The organism is Peribacillus sp. Bi96, assembly GCF_918698115.1.
Classification (GTDB): Bacteria; Bacillota; Bacilli; order Bacillales; family DSM-1321; genus Peribacillus.
In genome coordinates this window covers 326,311-344,036 of record NZ_CAKKLV010000001.1, presented here as the reverse complement: position 1 = coordinate 344,036, position 17,726 = coordinate 326,311, and the positions used below count along the sequence as shown (strand labels likewise).

At 43.1% G+C, this 17,726-nt stretch carries 16 protein-coding genes, 1 other RNA gene and 1 other annotated feature (1 of these 18 running past the window's edge); of the genes, 1 reads left to right on the top strand and 16 read right to left on the bottom strand.

The features are described from left to right. Window positions 1-110: 110 nt before the first annotated feature. The 13 genes from LQ203_RS01660 to LQ203_RS01600 form a co-directional block, all read right to left on the bottom strand. A complete protein-coding gene (locus LQ203_RS01660; protein ID WP_230155035.1) occupies window positions 111-818 on the bottom strand; it encodes an ABC transporter ATP-binding protein in 708 nt (235 codons plus the stop codon). After that, a complete protein-coding gene (locus LQ203_RS01655) occupies window positions 818-1,597 on the bottom strand; it encodes an ABC transporter ATP-binding protein (protein ID WP_230155034.1) in 780 nt (259 codons plus the stop codon). Before LQ203_RS01655 ends, LQ203_RS01660 begins: the two co-directional genes overlap by 1 nt. Next, window positions 1,572-2,534, bottom strand: coding sequence for a branched-chain amino acid ABC transporter permease (locus LQ203_RS01650; RefSeq protein ID WP_230155033.1), 963 nt, complete (start codon window positions 2,532-2,534; stop codon window positions 1,572-1,574). The genes LQ203_RS01655 and LQ203_RS01650 overlap by 26 nt, the downstream gene beginning before the upstream one ends. A gap of 13 nt (window positions 2,535-2,547) precedes the next feature. Next, window positions 2,548-3,426, bottom strand: a complete 879-nt coding sequence (locus LQ203_RS01645) for a branched-chain amino acid ABC transporter permease (RefSeq protein WP_230155032.1) — start codon at window positions 3,424-3,426, stop codon at window positions 2,548-2,550. A 164-nt stretch (window positions 3,427-3,590) separates the two neighbouring features. Beyond that, a complete protein-coding gene (locus tag LQ203_RS01640; RefSeq protein WP_230155031.1) occupies window positions 3,591-4,769 on the bottom strand; it encodes an ABC transporter substrate-binding protein in 1,179 nt (392 codons plus the stop codon). A 558-nt stretch (window positions 4,770-5,327) separates the two neighbouring features. Beyond that, on the bottom strand, window positions 5,328-6,035 hold the full coding sequence (locus LQ203_RS01635; protein ID WP_230155029.1) for an ABC transporter ATP-binding protein: 708 nt from the start codon (window positions 6,033-6,035) through the stop codon (window positions 5,328-5,330). Beyond that, complete coding sequence (locus tag LQ203_RS01630; RefSeq protein ID WP_230155027.1) at window positions 6,035-6,814, bottom strand: ABC transporter ATP-binding protein; 780 nt, start codon at window positions 6,812-6,814, stop codon at window positions 6,035-6,037. The genes LQ203_RS01635 and LQ203_RS01630 overlap by 1 nt, the downstream gene beginning before the upstream one ends. Next, window positions 6,789-7,760 carry a branched-chain amino acid ABC transporter permease gene (locus LQ203_RS01625; protein WP_230155025.1) on the bottom strand — a complete coding sequence of 324 codons (972 nt, stop codon included), beginning with the start codon at window positions 7,758-7,760 and terminating at the stop codon, window positions 6,789-6,791. The genes LQ203_RS01630 and LQ203_RS01625 overlap by 26 nt, the downstream gene beginning before the upstream one ends. A gap of 13 nt (window positions 7,761-7,773) precedes the next feature. Then, window positions 7,774-8,652, bottom strand: coding sequence for a branched-chain amino acid ABC transporter permease (locus LQ203_RS01620; RefSeq protein ID WP_230155024.1), 879 nt, complete (start codon window positions 8,650-8,652; stop codon window positions 7,774-7,776). Between the two features lie 77 nt (window positions 8,653-8,729). After that, on the bottom strand, window positions 8,730-9,917 hold the full coding sequence (locus LQ203_RS01615) for an ABC transporter substrate-binding protein (protein ID WP_230155022.1): 1,188 nt from the start codon (window positions 9,915-9,917) through the stop codon (window positions 8,730-8,732). A gap of 189 nt (window positions 9,918-10,106) precedes the next feature. Beyond that, the gene (locus LQ203_RS01610; RefSeq protein WP_230155021.1) at window positions 10,107-10,868 is read right to left on the bottom strand and encodes a tRNA threonylcarbamoyladenosine dehydratase; all 762 of its coding nucleotides are present in this window, start codon (window positions 10,866-10,868) and stop codon (window positions 10,107-10,109) included. Window positions 10,869-10,979: 111 nt separating this feature from the next. Then, a complete protein-coding gene (locus tag LQ203_RS01605; protein WP_356713655.1) occupies window positions 10,980-12,128 on the bottom strand; it encodes a M20 family metallopeptidase in 1,149 nt (382 codons plus the stop codon). A gap of 197 nt (window positions 12,129-12,325) precedes the next feature. Continuing rightward, window positions 12,326-13,297: a nuclease-related domain-containing protein gene (locus LQ203_RS01600; protein WP_230155020.1), complete on the bottom strand. Its 972-nt coding sequence runs from the start codon at window positions 13,295-13,297 to the stop codon at window positions 12,326-12,328. Window positions 13,298-13,383: 86 nt separating this feature from the next. Between LQ203_RS01600 and LQ203_RS01595 the strand changes: the two genes are divergently transcribed. After that, a complete protein-coding gene (locus tag LQ203_RS01595) occupies window positions 13,384-14,220 on the top strand; it encodes a hypothetical protein (RefSeq protein WP_230155019.1) in 837 nt (278 codons plus the stop codon). A 17-nt stretch (window positions 14,221-14,237) separates the two neighbouring features. On the opposite strand, the gene ssrS is transcribed toward LQ203_RS01595, so the two are convergent. The 3 genes from ssrS to hisS form a co-directional block, all read right to left on the bottom strand. Next, window positions 14,238-14,423, bottom strand: a non-coding RNA gene (ssrS, locus tag LQ203_RS01590) — 6S RNA. Window positions 14,424-14,509: 86 nt separating this feature from the next. After that, window positions 14,510-16,279 carry an aspartate--tRNA ligase gene (gene aspS, locus LQ203_RS01585; protein WP_230155016.1) on the bottom strand — a complete coding sequence of 590 codons (1,770 nt, stop codon included), beginning with the start codon at window positions 16,277-16,279 and terminating at the stop codon, window positions 14,510-14,512. 12 nt (window positions 16,280-16,291) lie between these two features. Then, window positions 16,292-17,563: a histidine--tRNA ligase gene (gene hisS / locus LQ203_RS01580; protein ID WP_230155362.1), complete on the bottom strand. Its 1,272-nt coding sequence runs from the start codon at window positions 17,561-17,563 to the stop codon at window positions 16,292-16,294. Between the two features lie 97 nt (window positions 17,564-17,660). Then, window positions 17,661-17,726, bottom strand: a binding site (T-box leader); it runs 171 nt beyond the window's last position.

The window sequence follows — 17,726 nt, the reverse complement described above, 5'->3', positions numbered from 1 at the left end:
GGAGCAACGGGCGCCTGGAGAGGAATTTAACAGTCAAATTTTAAAAGCCTCAAAAAAACTGTAGGCAAACTCAATTATTATCGAGTTTGCCTACAGTACTATAAAGCCGTTTAATGTCCGCCTAAATAGGCATTCTTGATTTCTTCGCTTGCTGTCAGTTCTTCTGATTTGCCTGAAAGGACAATTCGGCCCGTTTCGACGACATAGGCTCTGTCTGCGATGGATAGGGCTAGGTTGGCATTTTGTTCGACAAGTAGGATGGTTGTACCCGTTTTATTGATTTCTTCAATAATATTAAAGATCTGTTTCACCAACAATGGGGCGAGTCCCATCGATGGCTCGTCCAATAATAGCAGCCGGGGCTTGGCCATGAGCGCCCTGCCCATTGCGAGCATTTGTTGTTCCCCGCCTGATAGGGTTCCAGATTGCTGCTTCAAACGCTCAAGCAAACGTGGGAATAATTCATAGACTTTCTCCATATCCTGCTTGATGCCTGCCTTGTCTTTCCGTAAATAGGCCCCGAGCTGAAGGTTTTCTTCAACGGTCATGTTAGCAAAGACCCTTCTTCCTTCAGGTACGTGGGAAATGCCCATTTTCACGATGGATTGTGCAGCTTTCCCGCCGATGGATTGCCCTTCATAGATGATTTTCCCCTGTTTTGGTTTTAATAGGCCGGAAATGGTTTTCAGCATCGTACTCTTCCCGGCTCCGTTCGCTCCGATCAAGGTGACGATTTCGCCTTCATTAATAGAAAGCGAGATCCCTTTCAAGGCTTGAATGTTTCCGTAATAGACGTTAATGTCCTCAATATTTAACATTATGAAACCTCCTCGCCCAGATAGGCCTCGATGACTTTTGGATTGTTACGGATTTCCTCTGGCTGTCCTTGAGCGATCAGCTGTCCGTGATCGAGTACATATATGCGTTCGCAAACACCCATGACGAGCGGCATATCATGCTCGATCAATAATACGGTCAAATCGAATTTCTCCCGGATGAGGGCAATCAGGTTCATCAGTTCGTGCGTTTCCTGAGGGTTCATACCCGCTGCAGGTTCATCCAGTAAAAGCAGTTTCGGATTGGCTGCAAGTGCACGTGCGATTTCCAGACGCCTTTGTTTACCATATGGCAGGTTTTTCGCTTTTTCATCCTTATATTGATCCAGGTTGAATATCTTCAGGAACTCGATCGCCTTATCATCCATTTCTTTTTCCCCTTTAAAATGGATTGGCATACGGAAGATCGAACTTAAAATGCTATGTTTCGAAAGGGAATGATAGGCAACTTTAACATTATCGATCACGGATAGTTCACTGAACAAGCGAATGTTCTGGAATGTCCGGCTGATTCCCTTTTGTGTGATTTTATATGGCGGCTTTTTTTTCAAGTCTTCGCCTTCTAGAGAAATCGTGCCCTCCGTCGGGACGTAAACCCCTGTCAGCAAGTTGAAAAAAGTCGTTTTCCCAGCGCCGTTCGGTCCAATCAAGCCAACCAATTCCCCAGGATATAGCTCGACGTTAACATCAGAAACGGCTTTAAGCCCCCCGAATTGGATGCCGACCGAATCGACCTTAAGCAGCGGTGTTTTTGTTTTCATGGCTGCTGCCTCCTTTACGTTTGAACATGGAAGTTATTTCCTTTGTCCCCATTAACCCTTGTGGACGATAAATCATCATGACGATAAGCACAAGACTGTAGATGATCATTCGTGTTTCAGGATAATCTTGGAGGAATGTCGTGACAACAGTCAGTAATATGGCAGCCAATACGGCTCCCGACAGGCTGCCAAGACCACCAAGTACGACTAAGATCAAGATATCGAATGACTTCAGGAAGCCGAAGTTCGATGGTTGGATGATATAGAAATTATGAGCGTATAGCCCTCCAGCGATACCGGCGAAAAAAGCACCGATCGCAAACGCGACAACTTTGTAATAGGTCGTATTGATTCCCATCGAATCGGCTGCCGTCTCGTCCTCACGGATCGATATGCAGGCTCTTCCATGTGTAGAGCTTGTGAAGTTCCTGATGACGATGAGCGTAACGATAATGGAAGCGAACACCCACGGCCAAGTCGTCAAATGGGAAACCTGCATGCCGCTCGCCCCGCCGACATAATCGATATTCAAAAGCAGGATCCGGACGATTTCCCCAAAGCCCAGGGTCGCAATCGCCAGGTAATCACCCTTTAAACGCAGGCTCGGGATACCGATGATCAACCCGGCCAATGCTGCAACCAAACCGCCTACTATCAAAGCTAAAGCAAATGGCATTTCCAGCTTCATGGTCATGACGGCTGAAGCATAGGCGCCAACTGCAAGAAATCCGGCATGTCCGATGGAAAACTGCCCGGTTATCCCGATGATCAAGTGAAGGCTCGCTGCCAGAATGATATTGATTCCGATGAACATGAGCGTATTTTGATAAAAAGGATTTAGCGATCCGCCGCCGATTAACACTTGAACTACGGCGAAAAAGATCAATGATAGTGAAATCGAGAGCCAAAAACCTTTTGCTCGCTTAATTGTAGTCATTGCTTTGTCTCCCCTATACTTTTTCTTTTTTATTTTTACCGAATAAGCCTTGTGGCATGAAAATCAAGATAAGAATCAGTACGACGAAGGCTACCGCATCACGCCATAGTGAGTAACCGGCTGCACTGACCAAAGCCTCGATGACACCAAGCAATAAGCCTCCGACCATCGCGCCCGGTATAATCCCGATCCCTCCAAGTACGGCGGCAACAAAAGCCTTCAACCCTGGAAGCACACCCATAAGCGGCTCGATCTTAATATAGTAAATACCAAAAATGACGCCCGCTGCCCCAGCCAATGCGGAACCGATTGCAAAGGTGGCAGAAATCGTGTTATCAACATTTATTCCCATCAGTTTAGCGGCATCCGCATCGAAGGAAACGGCACGCATCGCTTTTCCTATTTTTGTTTTATGAACGATGATTTGAAGAATGATCATAAGAACGACAGCCACTCCAAAAATCAAAATGGATTGACTATTGATGGAAACTCCGAAAATATTGAACTTGTCCGTCGGCAATACATCATTCGGATAAGCTTCCGGCTGTGCACCACGAACGTAGATGAATCCGTATTCGATCAAAAGGGAAACACCGATAGCGGTGATAAGTGCGGCAATACGTGTTGCGTTACGCAATGGCTTGTACGCGATTCGCTCAATCAACACCCCAAAGAGTGCACAGACCGTCATCGAGATTAATAGGGCTGGCACGAATGACAGATCCAGAACCGTTATCGAGTAAAACCCAACGAATGAGCCGACCATGAATACATCGCCATGTGCGAAGTTTATCAATTTAACAATCCCGTAAACCATCGTATATCCGAGAGCGATAAGGGCATAAATACTTCCTAGTGAAACCCCGTTTATTAACTGTTGTATCAATTCCATGTTCGACTCTCCTTGAAAATCTAAATTTTATAAGTGATAAGTCCAGACTCTTTGCATCCACTTAAGGGAAGTTTCTGTGAGCTGGTATTCTTGAAAAATGAGAATTCGCCAGCACCTTCTTATGAAAGAAGGGCCGGCGAAAGGGTTGGACTTGTTCTCCGAAATTAAGGATTGATTTTAGTGTTGAATACTTGTTTTCCTTCTTTAAATTCAAGAATGGTAGCGGATTTGATTGGATTATGTTTTTCATCCAATGTAAATGTACCTGTTACAAGCTCAAGGTCTTTCGTTTTTTCCAATGCTTCTTTAATTTTTTCTGAATCAGCTGAACCAGCACGTTTGATTGCATCTGCAAGGAAATATCCAGTGTCGTATCCTAGAGCATTAAATGCATCCGGGGATTTATCTTTGTACTTCGCTTTAAATGCAGACACAAAATTCTGAATTTTCTCATCAGGGTCACCTGAGGAATAATGGTTCGTGATGAACGTGTTATTTAGCGCTTTTGGACCGGCAATTTCAACTAGCTTAGGAGAATCCCAGCCGTCGCCGCCCATGAATGGAACGTCCAATCCAGTTTCACGTGCTTGCTTCACGATCAGTCCAGCTTCCTCATAGTAACCAGGAAGGAAGATGAAATCAGGTTTTGCTGATTTCAGACGAGTCAATGTGGAACGGAAATCAGTATCCTTCGCAATGTAAGCTTCCTCAGCCACGATCTTTCCGCCATTTTTTTCGAATTGTTCTTTAAAGGCTGCCGCTAATCCTTTTGAATAATCACTTGAGCTGTCAATATAGATGGCTGCACTTTTTGCTTTGATTTCTTTAGTGGCAAAATTCGCAGCAACCGTTCCTTGGAACGGATCGATGAAGCTTGTCCTGAAAATATAATCGTTCAATTTATCCTTGCTGAAAGTGATTTCAGGGCTTGTACCAGAAGGTGAGATGACTGGCACTTTATTATCTTGTGCAATCTGTACTTGTGCAATCGAGTTCGTACTTGTCGCTGCACCTACAATCGCTGCAACCTGATCTTGTGATGTCAGCTTGATTGCCCCGCTTGTTGCTTCAGACGCTTCTGATTTATTATCGACTTTTATAAGTTTGATTTTTTTTCCGTCAATGCCTTCTTTATTGATTTCTGCTGTCGCAAGTTCAAGGCCTTCTGCAATTGATTGACCATATGATGCTACACCGCCTGATAATTCAAGGTTGACACCAATCTTGATCGTATCTCCATCCCCGCTTGATTTTTCTGATGATCCAGAGCCGGAACAACCTGCTAACACACCTGCAGCAAGTGTCAGAGAAAGGAATGCACCTGCTAGTTTTTTCTTCTTCATAAATAATCCCTCCATTTTGTAATCATCGCTCTGATGCATGAATATTTATTCAAGACGCCCCAGAAAAAATTGATTAGATGAAATTTTTTAAATTAAATTAATATTTCGAAAAATAGTTTACCGCATAATTTTCATTCCGTCTATACAATAATTACGAGAAGATTTCGTTAAATAGGATATTTTTCACAGATAGCACGCTGTCATTTTTATATCTATATATTTTAAATATTGCGTAAATAAAGGATAAAATCAGAAAAAACTGATAATTTAATTATATTAATATTGCAAAACCCTTATTTTATTCTCGAAAAATTTTATTCATTCTCCCTTTTTGTCCATCCTATTTATAACATTTTTACCAAAATACAAGCATATAGTTAGGGAATTAACCCCAGTTCATTTCTTCTTTTTTAGTCTTAATTCCTATATTAAAATTGAATAATACTATCTCGGATGTATAAAATGCTGCATGAAACTTCTTGGTATTTTTATTCCGTTTCATATATTTTGCATAATTCAATCATCGATTCTACACAAAAAAACCGCCAAACGGCGGTTTTAATGGCCTCCTAAATAAGCCATTTTAATTTCTTCACTTGATGTAAGGTCCTCGGCTTTGCCCGAGAGGACAATTCTTCCGGTTTCAACAACATAAGCACGATCGGCAATGGATAAAGCAAGGTTGGCGTTTTGCTCGACTAAAAGGATGGTTGTACCAATCTCACTTATTTCCTGAATGATGTTGAATATTTGCTTCACCAGCAGCGGTGCAAGTCCCATGGAAGGCTCATCAAGCAGTAATAAACGTGGTTTCGCCATTAAAGCGCGGCCCATTGCAAGCATCTGCTGTTCACCACCTGATAGTGTGCCAGCCTGTTGTTTGATTCTCTCCAGCAGCCTCGGAAACAACTCATAAACCTTTCCCATATCTTTTTTAATGCCCTCTTTGTCTTTTCGTAAATAGGCTCCAAGCTCTAGATTTTCAGCCACGGTCATATTGGCAAAGACACGGCGGCCTTCAGGTACATGGGATATGCCCATTTTTACGATGGACTGTGCTGCTTTTCCTCCAATGGGATCTCCTTCGAATAAAACCTTTCCCTGCTTAGGTTTTAACAGTCCGGAAATCGTTTTGAGCAACGTGCTTTTCCCCGCTCCGTTCGCTCCGATCAAAGTGACGATTTCCCCTTTGTTAATCTCCATGGAAACCCCTTTTAGCGCTTGGATGTTCCCGTAATACACATTGATGTCCTCAATTTTCAGCATCATAAAACCTCCTCGCCGAGATACGCTTCGATAACTTTTGGATCGTTACGAATTTCTCCCGGCTTTCCGTGAGCGATAAGCTGTCCATGATCAAGCACATAAATCCGCTCGCATACCCCCATGACCAACGACATATCATGTTCGATCAGTAAGACGGTAAGATTGAATTCCTTCCGGATAAAAGCAATGAGATTCATCAATTCTTTCGTTTCATGCGGGTTCATCCCGGCTGCAGGTTCGTCCAATAAAAGAAGTTTCGGATTTGCCGCAAGAGCTCGTGCAATTTCCAGCCGCCTTTGCTGCCCGTATGGAAGGTTCTTCGCTTTTTCATCTTTAAAATGGTCCAAGTTGAAAATCCTCAAGAATTCCAACGCCTTTTCATCCATATCCTTCTCCCCGGAAAAATGTCCCGACAACCTGAATATGGAGCTTACAATCGCATGCTTGGCAAGTGAGTGGTACGCAACCTTTACGTTATCGATCACAGATAGCTCACTGAAAAGGCGGATATTTTGAAAGGTCCTCGAGATTCCTTTTCTCGTAATTTTATAAGGCGGCTGTTTTTTTAGATTTTCCCCATTTAAGGCAATCGTTCCTTCTGTAGGGACATACACGCCCGTCAACAAATTGAAAAAGGTCGTTTTCCCAGCTCCATTCGGTCCGATCAGTCCAACAAGTTCCCCTGGAAATAATTCCACGTTCACATCCGATACGGCTTTCAATCCACCAAAACGGATACCAACCGAATCTACTTTAAGCAACGGTATTGTGGCTTCCATCCTTTTTGCCCCCTTTCGTCTTTTTATGGGTGAACAGTGTCGAGATTTCTCTTGTCCCCATTAAACCCTGCGGGCGGAATATCATCATCAAGATCAGGACAAGACTGTAAATGATCATCCTCGTTTCCGGATAATCCTGAAGGAATGTTGTTACGATCGTCAGTAAAATTGCCGCCAAAACTGAACCTGACAGACTTCCAAGTCCGCCGAGGACAACGAAAATCAAAATATCGAAGGATTTTAGAAAACCGAAATTCGATGGCTGGATAATATAGAAATTATGGGCATAAAGCGATCCGGCAACTCCGGCAAAAAACGCGCCGATGACGAAAGCCGCCACTTTGTAATAGGTGGTATTGATGCCCATTGCATCTGCGGCCGTTTCGTCTTCCCTTACGGATATGCATGCACGTCCGTGAGTCGAATTGGTGAAATTACGGATGACGATAACGGTGATCATGACACAGGCAAATACCCATGGCCAGGTAGTCAGATGGGATACCTGCATTCCGCTTGCCCCGCCTACATATTCAATATTCAATAGGACGATCCGGACAATTTCACCAAAACCGAGTGTTGCTATCGCCAAGTAATCCCCCTTCAGACGTAAGCTCGGTATCCCAATCACCATACCGGCAGCAGCGGCGATGATGCCGCCAGCCAATATGGCTATGATGAAAGGCAATTCCAGCTTCATTGTCATTACGGCCGAAGCATAGGCCCCTACCGCTAAAAACCCTGCATGTCCGATCGAGAATTGCCCGGTTATTCCAATGATTAAATGAAGGCTCGTTGCGAGCATGATATTGATCCCGATGAACATGAGTGTATTGATATAAAATGGATTGAGCATACCGCTTGAAATGGAGAACTGCATGATTCCGAAAAAAATAAGTGCGAGCACGATCGAGAGCCAAAAACCCTTTGAATTCTTTAAAGTAGTCATCGCCTTGTCTCCCTTATACTTTTTCTCTTTTATTTTTACCGAATAGTCCCTGCGGCAAGAAAATCAAAATCAAGATAAGAACGATAAAAGCCACACCATCACGCCATAATGAGTAACCGGCTGCACTGACCAAAGCCTCGATGACTCCAAGCAACAGTCCGCCGACCATCGCTCCCGGAATAATGCCGATGCCGCCCAACACGGCTGCAACAAATGCTTTAAGGCCTGGAAGAACACCCATTAGCGGCTCGATTTTTATATAGTAGATTCCAAAAATGACACCGGCTGCTCCTGCCAGGGCCGAACCGATGGCGAATGTAGCTGAAATCGTATTATTCACATTGATTCCCATAAGCTTAGCCGCTTCGGAATCGAATGAAACGGCACGCATCGCTTTGCCGATTTTGGTTTTATGGACAACAAATTGTAGGATGATCATTAATATGATGGATACAGATAAGATCAATATCGATTGACTGCTGATGGAAACTCCGAAAATATCGAGTTTATCCATCGGAAGGACATTGTTTGGATAGGCTTCCGGCTGAGCGCCCCGGATGTAAATCAGCCCATTTTCTATTAGAAGGGAAACACCGATGGCCGTTATCAAGGCCGCAATCCGTGTTGCATTACGAAGAGGTTTATAAGCAATTCTTTCAATTAACACACCAAAAATGGCACAAGTGAACATCGAAATCAATAAAGCCGAGATGAAGGATAAGTCCATTACCGTAATGGCGTAAAATCCAACAAATGAACCAACCATGAATACGTCGCCATGGGCGAAATTTATCAGCTTGACGATCCCGTATACCATCGTATAACCAAGGGCGATCAACGCATAGATGCTGCCGAGTGAAATGCCATTTACCAATTGCTGAATCAGTTCCATATTGCACTCTCCCCGATAAGGTGTTTTTTAAGTGAATATAGAATAGGGGGAATATGCCCCCCTATCCACATAAGGTATTATGGATTGATTTTTGTCTTGAATGTTTGTTTACCATCTACATATTCCAAGATGGTGGCTGATTTGATAGGATCATGATTTTCATCAAGGTTCAGCGTTCCGGAAACTAATTGAAGATCCTTGACTTCTTCCAATGCTTGTCTGATTTTTTCGGGAGAGGCATCCCCAGATCTTTTGATGGCATCAGCCAGGTAGTACCCAGTGTCATAGCCAAGCGCGGCAAAAGCATCCGGTGTTTTATTATATTCCTTTTTGAAGGCAGCAACGAAATCCTGGATTTTTGCATCTTCATCTTCTGGTGAATAGTGATTGGTGATATAAGTATTTTTTAGCGCTTCCGCTCCGGCAATTTCAACGACTTTCGGGGAATCCCAGCCGTCTCCACCCATGAATGGAAGATCTATGCCGTCTTCACGCGCCTGTTTTAAGATCAATCCGACTTCTTCATAGTAGCCAGGAAGGAAAACGAATTCTGGTTTTGCGGATTTGATGCGTGTCAATGTAGAGCGGAAATCAGTATCTTTTGTAACATATGCTTCTTCTGCGACGATTTTACCGCCCTTGGCAGTAAACGCTTCTTTAAACGCAGCGGCCAATCCTTTAGAATAGTCACTTGCGCTATCCACATAGATTGCAGCCGTCTTCGCCCCTATTTCGTCAGATGCGAAATTAGCGGCCACCGTTCCTTGGAATGGATCGATAAAGCATGTTCTGAACACATAATCATTTAATTTTCCGGCTTTATTGGTGATATCGGGATTTGTTGCAGTTGGTGTGAGTAGAGGAACTTTATTATCCTGCGCCACCTGGACCTGTGCCAATGTGTTTGTGCTTGTAGCTGATCCGACTACAGCCACAACCTTGTCCTGACTGACTAACTTAATCGAACCGCTGGTAGCTTCTGCTGCATCTGATTTATTATCAACCTTAACGATTTCTAATTTTTTACCATTGATACCTTCTTTATTAATTTCATCGATGGCCAGTTTCAAACCATCGGCAGCCGATTGGCCGAATGATGCCGTACCTCCAGACAATTCAAGGTTGGCCCCAATTTTAATTGTGTCACCCGAATCGGATGAACCCCCACCTGAACTGCTAGTTTTCGAATCTCCATTACAACCTGCCAGTGCCCCAGCAACCAATGAAAGTGATAGAAACACTCCTGCTAGCTTTTTCTTCTTCATTTGAAACCCCCTTGTTTTGTATGCTTCTTTTAATATTCAGAATATCAAAATAAAAATAATATTCTGAAAATAGTTTATCTCATTCTTTCGACCCCGTCTATATGATATGGATAAAAAAGTTAATATGAGGGAATATCTACTATTTTCAAACAAAAAAACTGACCCTGTATAGAGTCAGTCAGCAGTAAATCAATCGTTTACACGGCGAACTTCAATGTCTTTTAAAATATCATTGATCACCCAGCTCGCTGCAATTAAGCCAGCTACAGATGGGACGAAGGCATTCGAAGATGGCGGCATTTGGGCTTTACGGATTTTCGCCTCGTCATTACCGACTTCCTTTCGGACATCCTCACGAATGACAATCGGGCTTTCGTCGGAGAAGACAACCGGAATTCCCTTTGTGATGCCCTCTTTTCGTAATCTAGTACGAATGACCTTAGCTAGCGGATCTGTGTGCGTTTTGGAGATATCGGCAATTTGAAAACGGGTTGGGTCCATTTTATTAGCTGCCCCCATGCTTGAAATCACCTTGATATTCCGTTTCAAGCATTCCTTCATCACATGCATCTTATAAATCACCGTATCGGATGCATCTATGACATAGTCCAGGCCATAACTGAAGAATTCTTCAAACGTTTCTTCTGTATAGAACATTTTAAGAGAGATCACTTCGCAATCGGGGTTGATGTCTTGAATTCGATTTTTCATCAATTCCGCCTTCGGTTGACCGACTGTTGATAAAAGAGCATGAATCTGTCTGTTTACATTTGTGATGTCAACATCGTCTTTATCGACAAGAATAATGCGGCCGACACCTGTACGTGCCAAAGCTTCAGCGGAAAAAGAACCCACGCCGCCTACCCCTAGGACAGCGACGGTGGTGTTTTTCAATATATCGATGCCTTCCTTGCCAATTGCTAATTCATTTCGTGAAAACTGATGTAGCATATATATTCAACTCCAATAAATTCTGTTCTTATTTAGCTTCCCAATTAACAATATATCATAAACATCATTTATGACAAGCGAAATATGAGCAGTCTAATCGGAATTAGTATACTAGGTCATTTTTGATAATTTTTGAAGGACAGTCGCCAATAGAAGTGTCCGTTCCGTCAGGCTTGGAATTTCCAAATACTCACCTTCACCATGTGCATTCCCTCCAATGGGTCCGAGTCCATCTACCGTCGCTATTCCCAATTCAGAGGTAATGGAGGCATCCGAACCTCCACCCGTGGCCGTATCCGTGATAGGGATTCCGACTTCCTTCCCCGCTTGACGGATCGTCTCTAAAAGCAGGATCGTTTTCTCAGTCTTTTCCATGGGAGACCGGTCCATTTTCCCGCTTAATGTCGTTTTCGTTCCTGGAATATACGTTTCGGCACAGATTTTTTTCATTTGTTTGAGAATGATATCTTCCTGCTTTTTTTCAGAAATCCGCACATCCACAAAGGCAGCCGCATGGGAAGCGATCATATTGACTGCGGAACCACCTTCAATCATGCCGACATTAACGCTAATTCCTTCCTTTTTATCATTCAAACGATGTAAAGCGATGATCTTATGAGCCAATTCTTCAACGGCACTTCGGCCCTTTTCCGGTTCGATCCCCGAGTGGGCGGCCACCCCAACAATATCCACTTTAAATTGACCGCAGCCCCTTCTTGCCGTGACTAGTGAACCATCCGTCCTTGCCGGTTCAAGAATTAACGCAAACTTTTTATTGACCGCTTTTTCCGAGATGAGTGAAGCGGACGACGGAGACCCGATTTCTTCATCACTATTGAGAATGATCTGGATATGCTTATAGCCTGTCTGCCCCGTCTGTTTCAAGCAAAGGATCGCATAAAAAAGTTCAACCAAGCTAGCCTTCATATCTGCTACACCAGGTCCGAATGCCCGATTCCCTTTTACTTTAAAAGGACGTTTTTGCGCTGTCCCCTCCGGAAATACCGTATCCATATGTGCGACTACAAGAATATGCGGTTGATTTGCGTCACGATGCTGAATGACCAGCTGGTTTCCATAATGCTTTTGCTCAACGACGTTCACGATAAAATCAAGACTTTCAAATTTCGCTTTTAAAATCGAACCAATTTCATCAATACCCTTTTTTGTACGAGAACCACTATCTATATTCACTAGCTGCTCCACCAATTGAAGCATCTCTTTCCTCTTTGCATACAATAAATCCTTCAAAGCCCTCACTACTTTCCATCCTTGGCTGATTTATTTTCAACCTTACTTTAATTTACGATTCTAGATTGTGGAATGTTACTTAAATGGGGATATTTAAATCATAATCGAACGTTCAATGAGGTTTACCCGTGAGTTTGGGTGGTTTATCAGTGGGTTTGGGTGCTTTACTCGTGAATTTGGGTGATTTACTCGTGAATTTGGGTGATTTACTCGTGAATTAATCCATCAAGACTATAAACTCTATTTTTAAATTGCCCCAAATAAGGCAGTTCCAAGGCAGATAACATTCGTTGCATGATATCGATTGAATCAATTTGTAAAAAAAGCCGTGCTTGTTTATTCGTAATCCTTGGATTTATGAGGAGAGCATAATCACGAAGAGATTGAATGTGGGCATTTTTGGATGCGCAAGTACATTGACAGCATGACCATTTGCCCCAGTGGTATTGCATTTGGAAAGCTGCACATTCCGGGCATTGAACGCTTTTAAGCAAATCTGTTTCATCGAATTGGTACCACTGAAGTATATCCGGATTATGTGGAATGTTTTTTTGGAGGATTGTGTTGGAAAGTTTATTGCGCTGCCTTTGAGTTAATTGCTCAGAAGGATACTTTTCTTCTAGGGCTTGAATTTTGGAGATTAGCGTTTCCTTTCCGGTGATTTTCTTGAAAATGGGAGCGAAACCAGGGGTAGTCCTAACGATGGTATTCGAGTTTGCATTGGCAATGAGTGTTTCAATCGGCAGCAAAGGAAATTTATGAAAAGTGAGCCAATTCTTTAGGCGGGATTTTTGCACGTCGACCTGGATAAGTGGATCCAGATAAGCTTGTTCCTGACCATCTTTTGTCCGAATCAATTGAGGATAGGTACGATCAAAATAGAGCAGTCCCGCAAAGTTTTTCACTTCAATGATGATGCAGTACTTCCGGGATACTAAAAGGAAATCCATTTGAAAAAAACGGCTCCCATCGTGGCACAACCTCAAATCATGTAATACTTGATATTCTTTTGGAAGATCATTTAACTCATTTCCAATACTCCGTTCCCCGTTAAAACCTGTACGAACTTTCCTCAAATCGTTCCTTATCTTTTCCTGTTTAGGATGGTCTGTTGTTAACCTCCTGCTTAATGCCTCTAGTTTAAGTAGTTTCAAAGGCTTTTCACACAGTTTTTGCATTCAATCATCACTCCTTCTCCTTTTGGTTCTTTGTTCATGCTCTCTTTTCCTGCTGGGGAACTGAAAATCTGCATTTTACTCCGAGTTTGCTCTGTTATTCTTGTGAGTTTGCGCTATTTACTCGTGAGTTCGCGCTATTTACTCGTGAGTTCGCGTGCTTTACTCGTGAGTTTGCGTGCTTTACTCGTGAGTTTGAGCCATTTACTCGTGAATTTACCCTGTTTTCTCGTGAATTTGGCTTTCTACTTGGAATTTTGTTCTTTACTCGTGAGTTTGAGCTATTTACTCGTGAATTTACCCTGTTTTCTCGTGAATTTGGCTTTCTACTTGGGATTTTGTTCTTTACTCGTGAGTTCGCGCTATTTACTCGTGAGTTTGCGTGCTTTACTCGTGAGTTTGCGTGCTTTACTCGTGAATTTGCGCCATTTACTCGTGAGTTTGCGTGCTTTACTCGTGAATTTACCCTATTTACTCGTGAATTTGGCTTTCTACTTGGAATTTTGTTCTTTACTCATGAGTTCGCGCTATTTACTCGTAAATTCACCCTGTTTACTCGTGAATTTGGCTTTCTACTTGGGATTTTGTTCTTTACTCGTGAGTTTGCGCACCTTACTCGTGAGTTTGAGCTATTTACTCGTGAATTTACCCTGTTTTCTCGTGAATTTGGCTTTCTACTTGGGATTTTGTTCTTTACTCGTGAGTTTGGGCTATTTACTCGTGAGTTTGCGTGCTTTACTCGTGAGTTTGAGCTATTTACTCGTGAGTTCGCGCTATTTACTCGTGAGTTTGAGCTATTTACTCGTGAGTTTAGGCTATTTACTCGTGAATTTACCCTGTTTACTCGTGAATTCCCGCCATTTACTCGTGAATTCCCATTCTTCACTTATTTTTACGCACAAAAAAACCCATGTTTATTAACATGAGTTGCTTTGTAAGGTGTAAGAGTCCCAATTGTGCCGTTTACGCCTTTGTTTTGAACCCGCTCTCCGCAGGTGGGTGCTCGGTTCCTCGCGTTTGTAAGTCCTCTTCGAGGGAGGCATTTACGCGGCCAGGAAACTAGTGCTCCCGGTAACTATAAGTGTTCGGTCAAAACTTATAGGTTAAAGAACGAACACATCAGGACTCTTACTTATTGGAAACATCATATCATAATGCTTTACTCCGTTTCAAGAGAAAGCACCTAGGTATTTTTTCATATTTTTCCCAGTTCTATTATTTTTTTAGTGCAGCAAGTCTTAGGCTAAGTTCGGCCAATTGCTTGTCACTTACAGTACTCGGTGCGTTAACCAGCAGGTCGCTTGCGCTTGCTGTTTTCGGGAACGCGATGGTGTCGCGAAGGTTCGTGCGGCCTGCAAGCAGCATGACCATACGGTCCAGTCCAAGGGCAATTCCACCGTGTGGAGGTGTTCCGTATTCGAATGCATCCATTAAGAAGCCGAATTGTGCGTTTGCTTCTTCTTCTGTGAATCCAAGTACTTTGAACATTTTTTCCTGTACGTTGCGTTCGAAAATACGCAGTGATCCACCGCCAAGTTCGTAGCCATTCAAGACAAGGTCATACGCTTGTGCACGGACACTTGCTGGATCTGATTCCAGTTTGTCCAGGTCTTCACGGAATGGCATTGTGAATGGATGGTGTGCGGCATAATAGCGTCCTTCTTCTTCGTCATATTCAAGTAATGGCCAGTCCGTTACCCATAGGAAGTTGAATTTGCTTTGATCGATCAAGCCTCTTTCTTTACCAAGCTTGATGCGGAGTGCTCCAAGTGCATCAGCAACTATGCCTTTCTTATCCGCTACGAATAAGATTAGATCGCCCACTTCTGCTTCTAATACAGATACTAATTGCTGTTGATCTTCAGCGAAGAATTTAGCGATTGGACCTTTTACACCGTCTTCTTCCACTTTCAACCATGCAAGACCTTTTGCACCGTAAATCGCTGCAAATTCAGCCAATCCATCAATATCTTTACGGGAATAATCCGCATTTCCGCCCTTAACGACAATCGCTTTAACTTGTCCGCCATTTGCAACGGCGCCAGTGAACACTTTGAAATCACTGTCTTTGACGATTTCCGAAACATCTTTAAGTTCCATTCCGAAACGTGTATCGGGTTTGTCGGAACCATAACGGCTCATTGCTTCAAAGTATGTCATTCTAGGGAATGGCAGTGTTACGTCCAGTCCTTTAACATCTTTCATCACTTTAGCCATCATGTTTTCGGCCGTTTGAATGATATCTTCTTGGCTCATGAAGCTTGTTTCAATATCGATTTGTGTGAATTCAGGCTGTCTGTCAGCACGTAAATCTTCATCACGGAAACAGCGGGCAATTTGATAATAACGTTCAAAACCGGATACCATCAATAGCTGCTTGAAGATTTGCGGTGACTGTGGAAGTGCATAGAATTCCCCTTCATGTACACGGCTAGGCACTAAATAATCACGTGCTCCTTCAGGTGTGCTTTTCGTTAAGATCGGTGTTTCAATATCAAGGAAGCCTTCTCCGTCCAAGTAGTCACGGATCGCTTTGGTTGTTTGGTTACGCATTTTCAACGTTTCGAACATTGCCGGACGACGCAAGTCCAAGTAACGGTATTTCAGGCGGATATCTTCTGAAACATCCGTTCTTTCATCAATGATGAAAGGAGGAGTTTTTGCTTCGTTTAAAATTGTAACGTTTTCGGCTTGAACTTCGACGGTCCCTGTTGTTACATTCGGGTTGAAGTTGGCTTCATCACGTTTGATGACTGTCCCTTGGATATCAAGGACATATTCATTACGGATCTTCTCGGCAGTGGCCAATGCTTCTGCTGAAATATCCGGATTGAAAACGACTTGTACGACTCCGCTTCTATCACGTAGGTCGATAAAGATGACCCCGCCCAAATCCCGACGTTTTTGTACCCAACCTTTTAATGTTACTTTTTCACCAATAGCTGCTTCTGTTACTTCCCCATTGAAGTATGTTCTGCCAAACATGGTATTTCCCCCTTAAGCCTGTAGCTTTTTGAATTGTTCAACGAATGTATCAAGATCCATCTGGACTTGTTCACCGGTTTCCATGAACTTCACATTGATTTTATTATTTTCCAATTCATCATCTCCGAGTGTCGCCACATATCTTGCTTCCAGGCGGTCGGCCGATTTGAATTGAGCTTTCACTTTACGGTCTTGATAGTCTTTTTCGACAGTAAAACCGGCATTCCGCAATTGATGGGCGATTTTGACTGTATAATCCTTGGCATTTTCACCTAACGAAACAAGGTAGCAGTCAATTCCCTTTTTGATTGGAAGCTCGATGTTTTCCGCTTGTAGTGCTGCAATCAGGCGTTCAATGCTTAGCGCAAAGCCAATTCCAGGTGTCTCTGGTCCGCCAAGTTCTTCAGCCAGCCCATTATATCGGCCGCCTCCGCAAAGTGTTGTAATGGCCCCGAAGCCTTCCGCATCACTCATGATTTCAAAGGCGGTATGATTATAGTAATCCAATCCCCGCACAAGGGTTGGGTCTTCTACAAATTCAATCTCCAAATCCGTCAAGTGCTGTTTCACCTTTTCGAAATAAATACGGGAGTCATCATTTAGATATTCAATGATGGATGGCGCCGTGTTCATCAATTCGTGATCGTGATCTTTTTTACAATCGAGGATCCTCAGTGGATTTTTTTCAAGACGATTTTGGCAATCGCTGCAAAACTCGCCAATACGAGGTTCAAAATGTTTGATCAATGCATTCCGATGCGCTGTCCGGCTTTCCTTATCACCAAGGCTGTTGATCACAAGTTTCAGCTTTTTCAACCCAAGTTCTTTGTAAAGGTTCATTGCAAGTGATAAAACCTCCGCATCTATTCCAGGATCTTTACTTCCTAAAGCTTCGATGCCGAATTGAACGAATTGGCGGAAGCGGCCTGCCTGCGGACGTTCGTAGCGGAACATCGGCCCGATATAATAAAGTTTGACCGGTTGATTAGCCCATCCAAACATCTTGTTCTCGATATATGACCGTACCACTGATGCAGTGCCTTCGGGACGAAGGGTCAAATTCCGTTCACCGCGGTCTTGGAATGAATACATTTCTTTTTGTACGATATCGGTTGTATCTCCTACACCACGTAAAAATAATTCCGTGTGCTCAAAAATCGGTGTGCGGATTTCTTTATATTGATAACGGTGACAAATATCACGCGCTGTCTTTTCGATATACTGCCAAATTTCCGTCTGGCCAGGCAATAAATCTTGTGTACCTCTAGGAATCTGAATGGACATATATGTTTCCCCCTTTAAAGCAAGGCGCCTTTTTTGAAACGGCGCTATACTGATTTTTTTCAAACAAAAAACTCCCGCCCCTTGTAACTAATCCGTTACAAGGGACGAGAGTTGGATATCCCGTGGTGCCACCCTAGTTGAAGCACAAAAATTTGTGCCCCCG

What these genes read in the sequence shown, in the direction of transcription:
- LQ203_RS01600 (WP_230155020.1), bottom strand. Translation starts at nt 13,297, where the DNA reads ATGCAAAAACTGTGTGAAAAGCCTTTGAAACTACTTAAACTAGAGGCA.
- LQ203_RS01640 (WP_230155031.1), bottom strand. Translation starts at nt 4,769, where the DNA reads ATGAAGAAGAAAAAACTAGCAGGTGCATTCCTTTCTCTGACACTTGCT.
- LQ203_RS01630 (WP_230155027.1), bottom strand. Translation starts at nt 6,814, where the DNA reads ATGGAAGCCACAATACCGTTGCTTAAAGTAGATTCGGTTGGTATCCGT.
- hisS (WP_230155362.1), bottom strand. Translation starts at nt 17,563, where the DNA reads ATGTCCATTCAGATTCCTAGAGGTACACAAGATTTATTGCCTGGCCAG.
- LQ203_RS01645 (WP_230155032.1), bottom strand. Translation starts at nt 3,426, where the DNA reads ATGGAATTGATACAACAGTTAATAAACGGGGTTTCACTAGGAAGTATT.
- LQ203_RS01660 (WP_230155035.1), bottom strand. Translation starts at nt 818, where the DNA reads ATGTTAAATATTGAGGACATTAACGTCTATTACGGAAACATTCAAGCC.
- LQ203_RS01625 (WP_230155025.1), bottom strand. Translation starts at nt 7,760, where the DNA reads ATGACTACTTTAAAGAATTCAAAGGGTTTTTGGCTCTCGATCGTGCTC.
- LQ203_RS01615 (WP_230155022.1), bottom strand. Translation starts at nt 9,917, where the DNA reads ATGAAGAAGAAAAAGCTAGCAGGAGTGTTTCTATCACTTTCATTGGTT.
- LQ203_RS01655 (WP_230155034.1), bottom strand. Translation starts at nt 1,597, where the DNA reads ATGAAAACAAAAACACCGCTGCTTAAGGTCGATTCGGTCGGCATCCAA.
- LQ203_RS01650 (WP_230155033.1), bottom strand. Translation starts at nt 2,534, where the DNA reads ATGACTACAATTAAGCGAGCAAAAGGTTTTTGGCTCTCGATTTCACTA.
- LQ203_RS01610 (WP_230155021.1), bottom strand. Translation starts at nt 10,868, where the DNA reads ATGCTACATCAGTTTTCACGAAATGAATTAGCAATTGGCAAGGAAGGC.
- LQ203_RS01635 (WP_230155029.1), bottom strand. Translation starts at nt 6,035, where the DNA reads ATGCTGAAAATTGAGGACATCAATGTGTATTACGGGAACATCCAAGCG.
- LQ203_RS01620 (WP_230155024.1), bottom strand. Translation starts at nt 8,652, where the DNA reads ATGGAACTGATTCAGCAATTGGTAAATGGCATTTCACTCGGCAGCATC.
- aspS (WP_230155016.1), bottom strand. Translation starts at nt 16,279, where the DNA reads ATGTTTGGCAGAACATACTTCAATGGGGAAGTAACAGAAGCAGCTATT.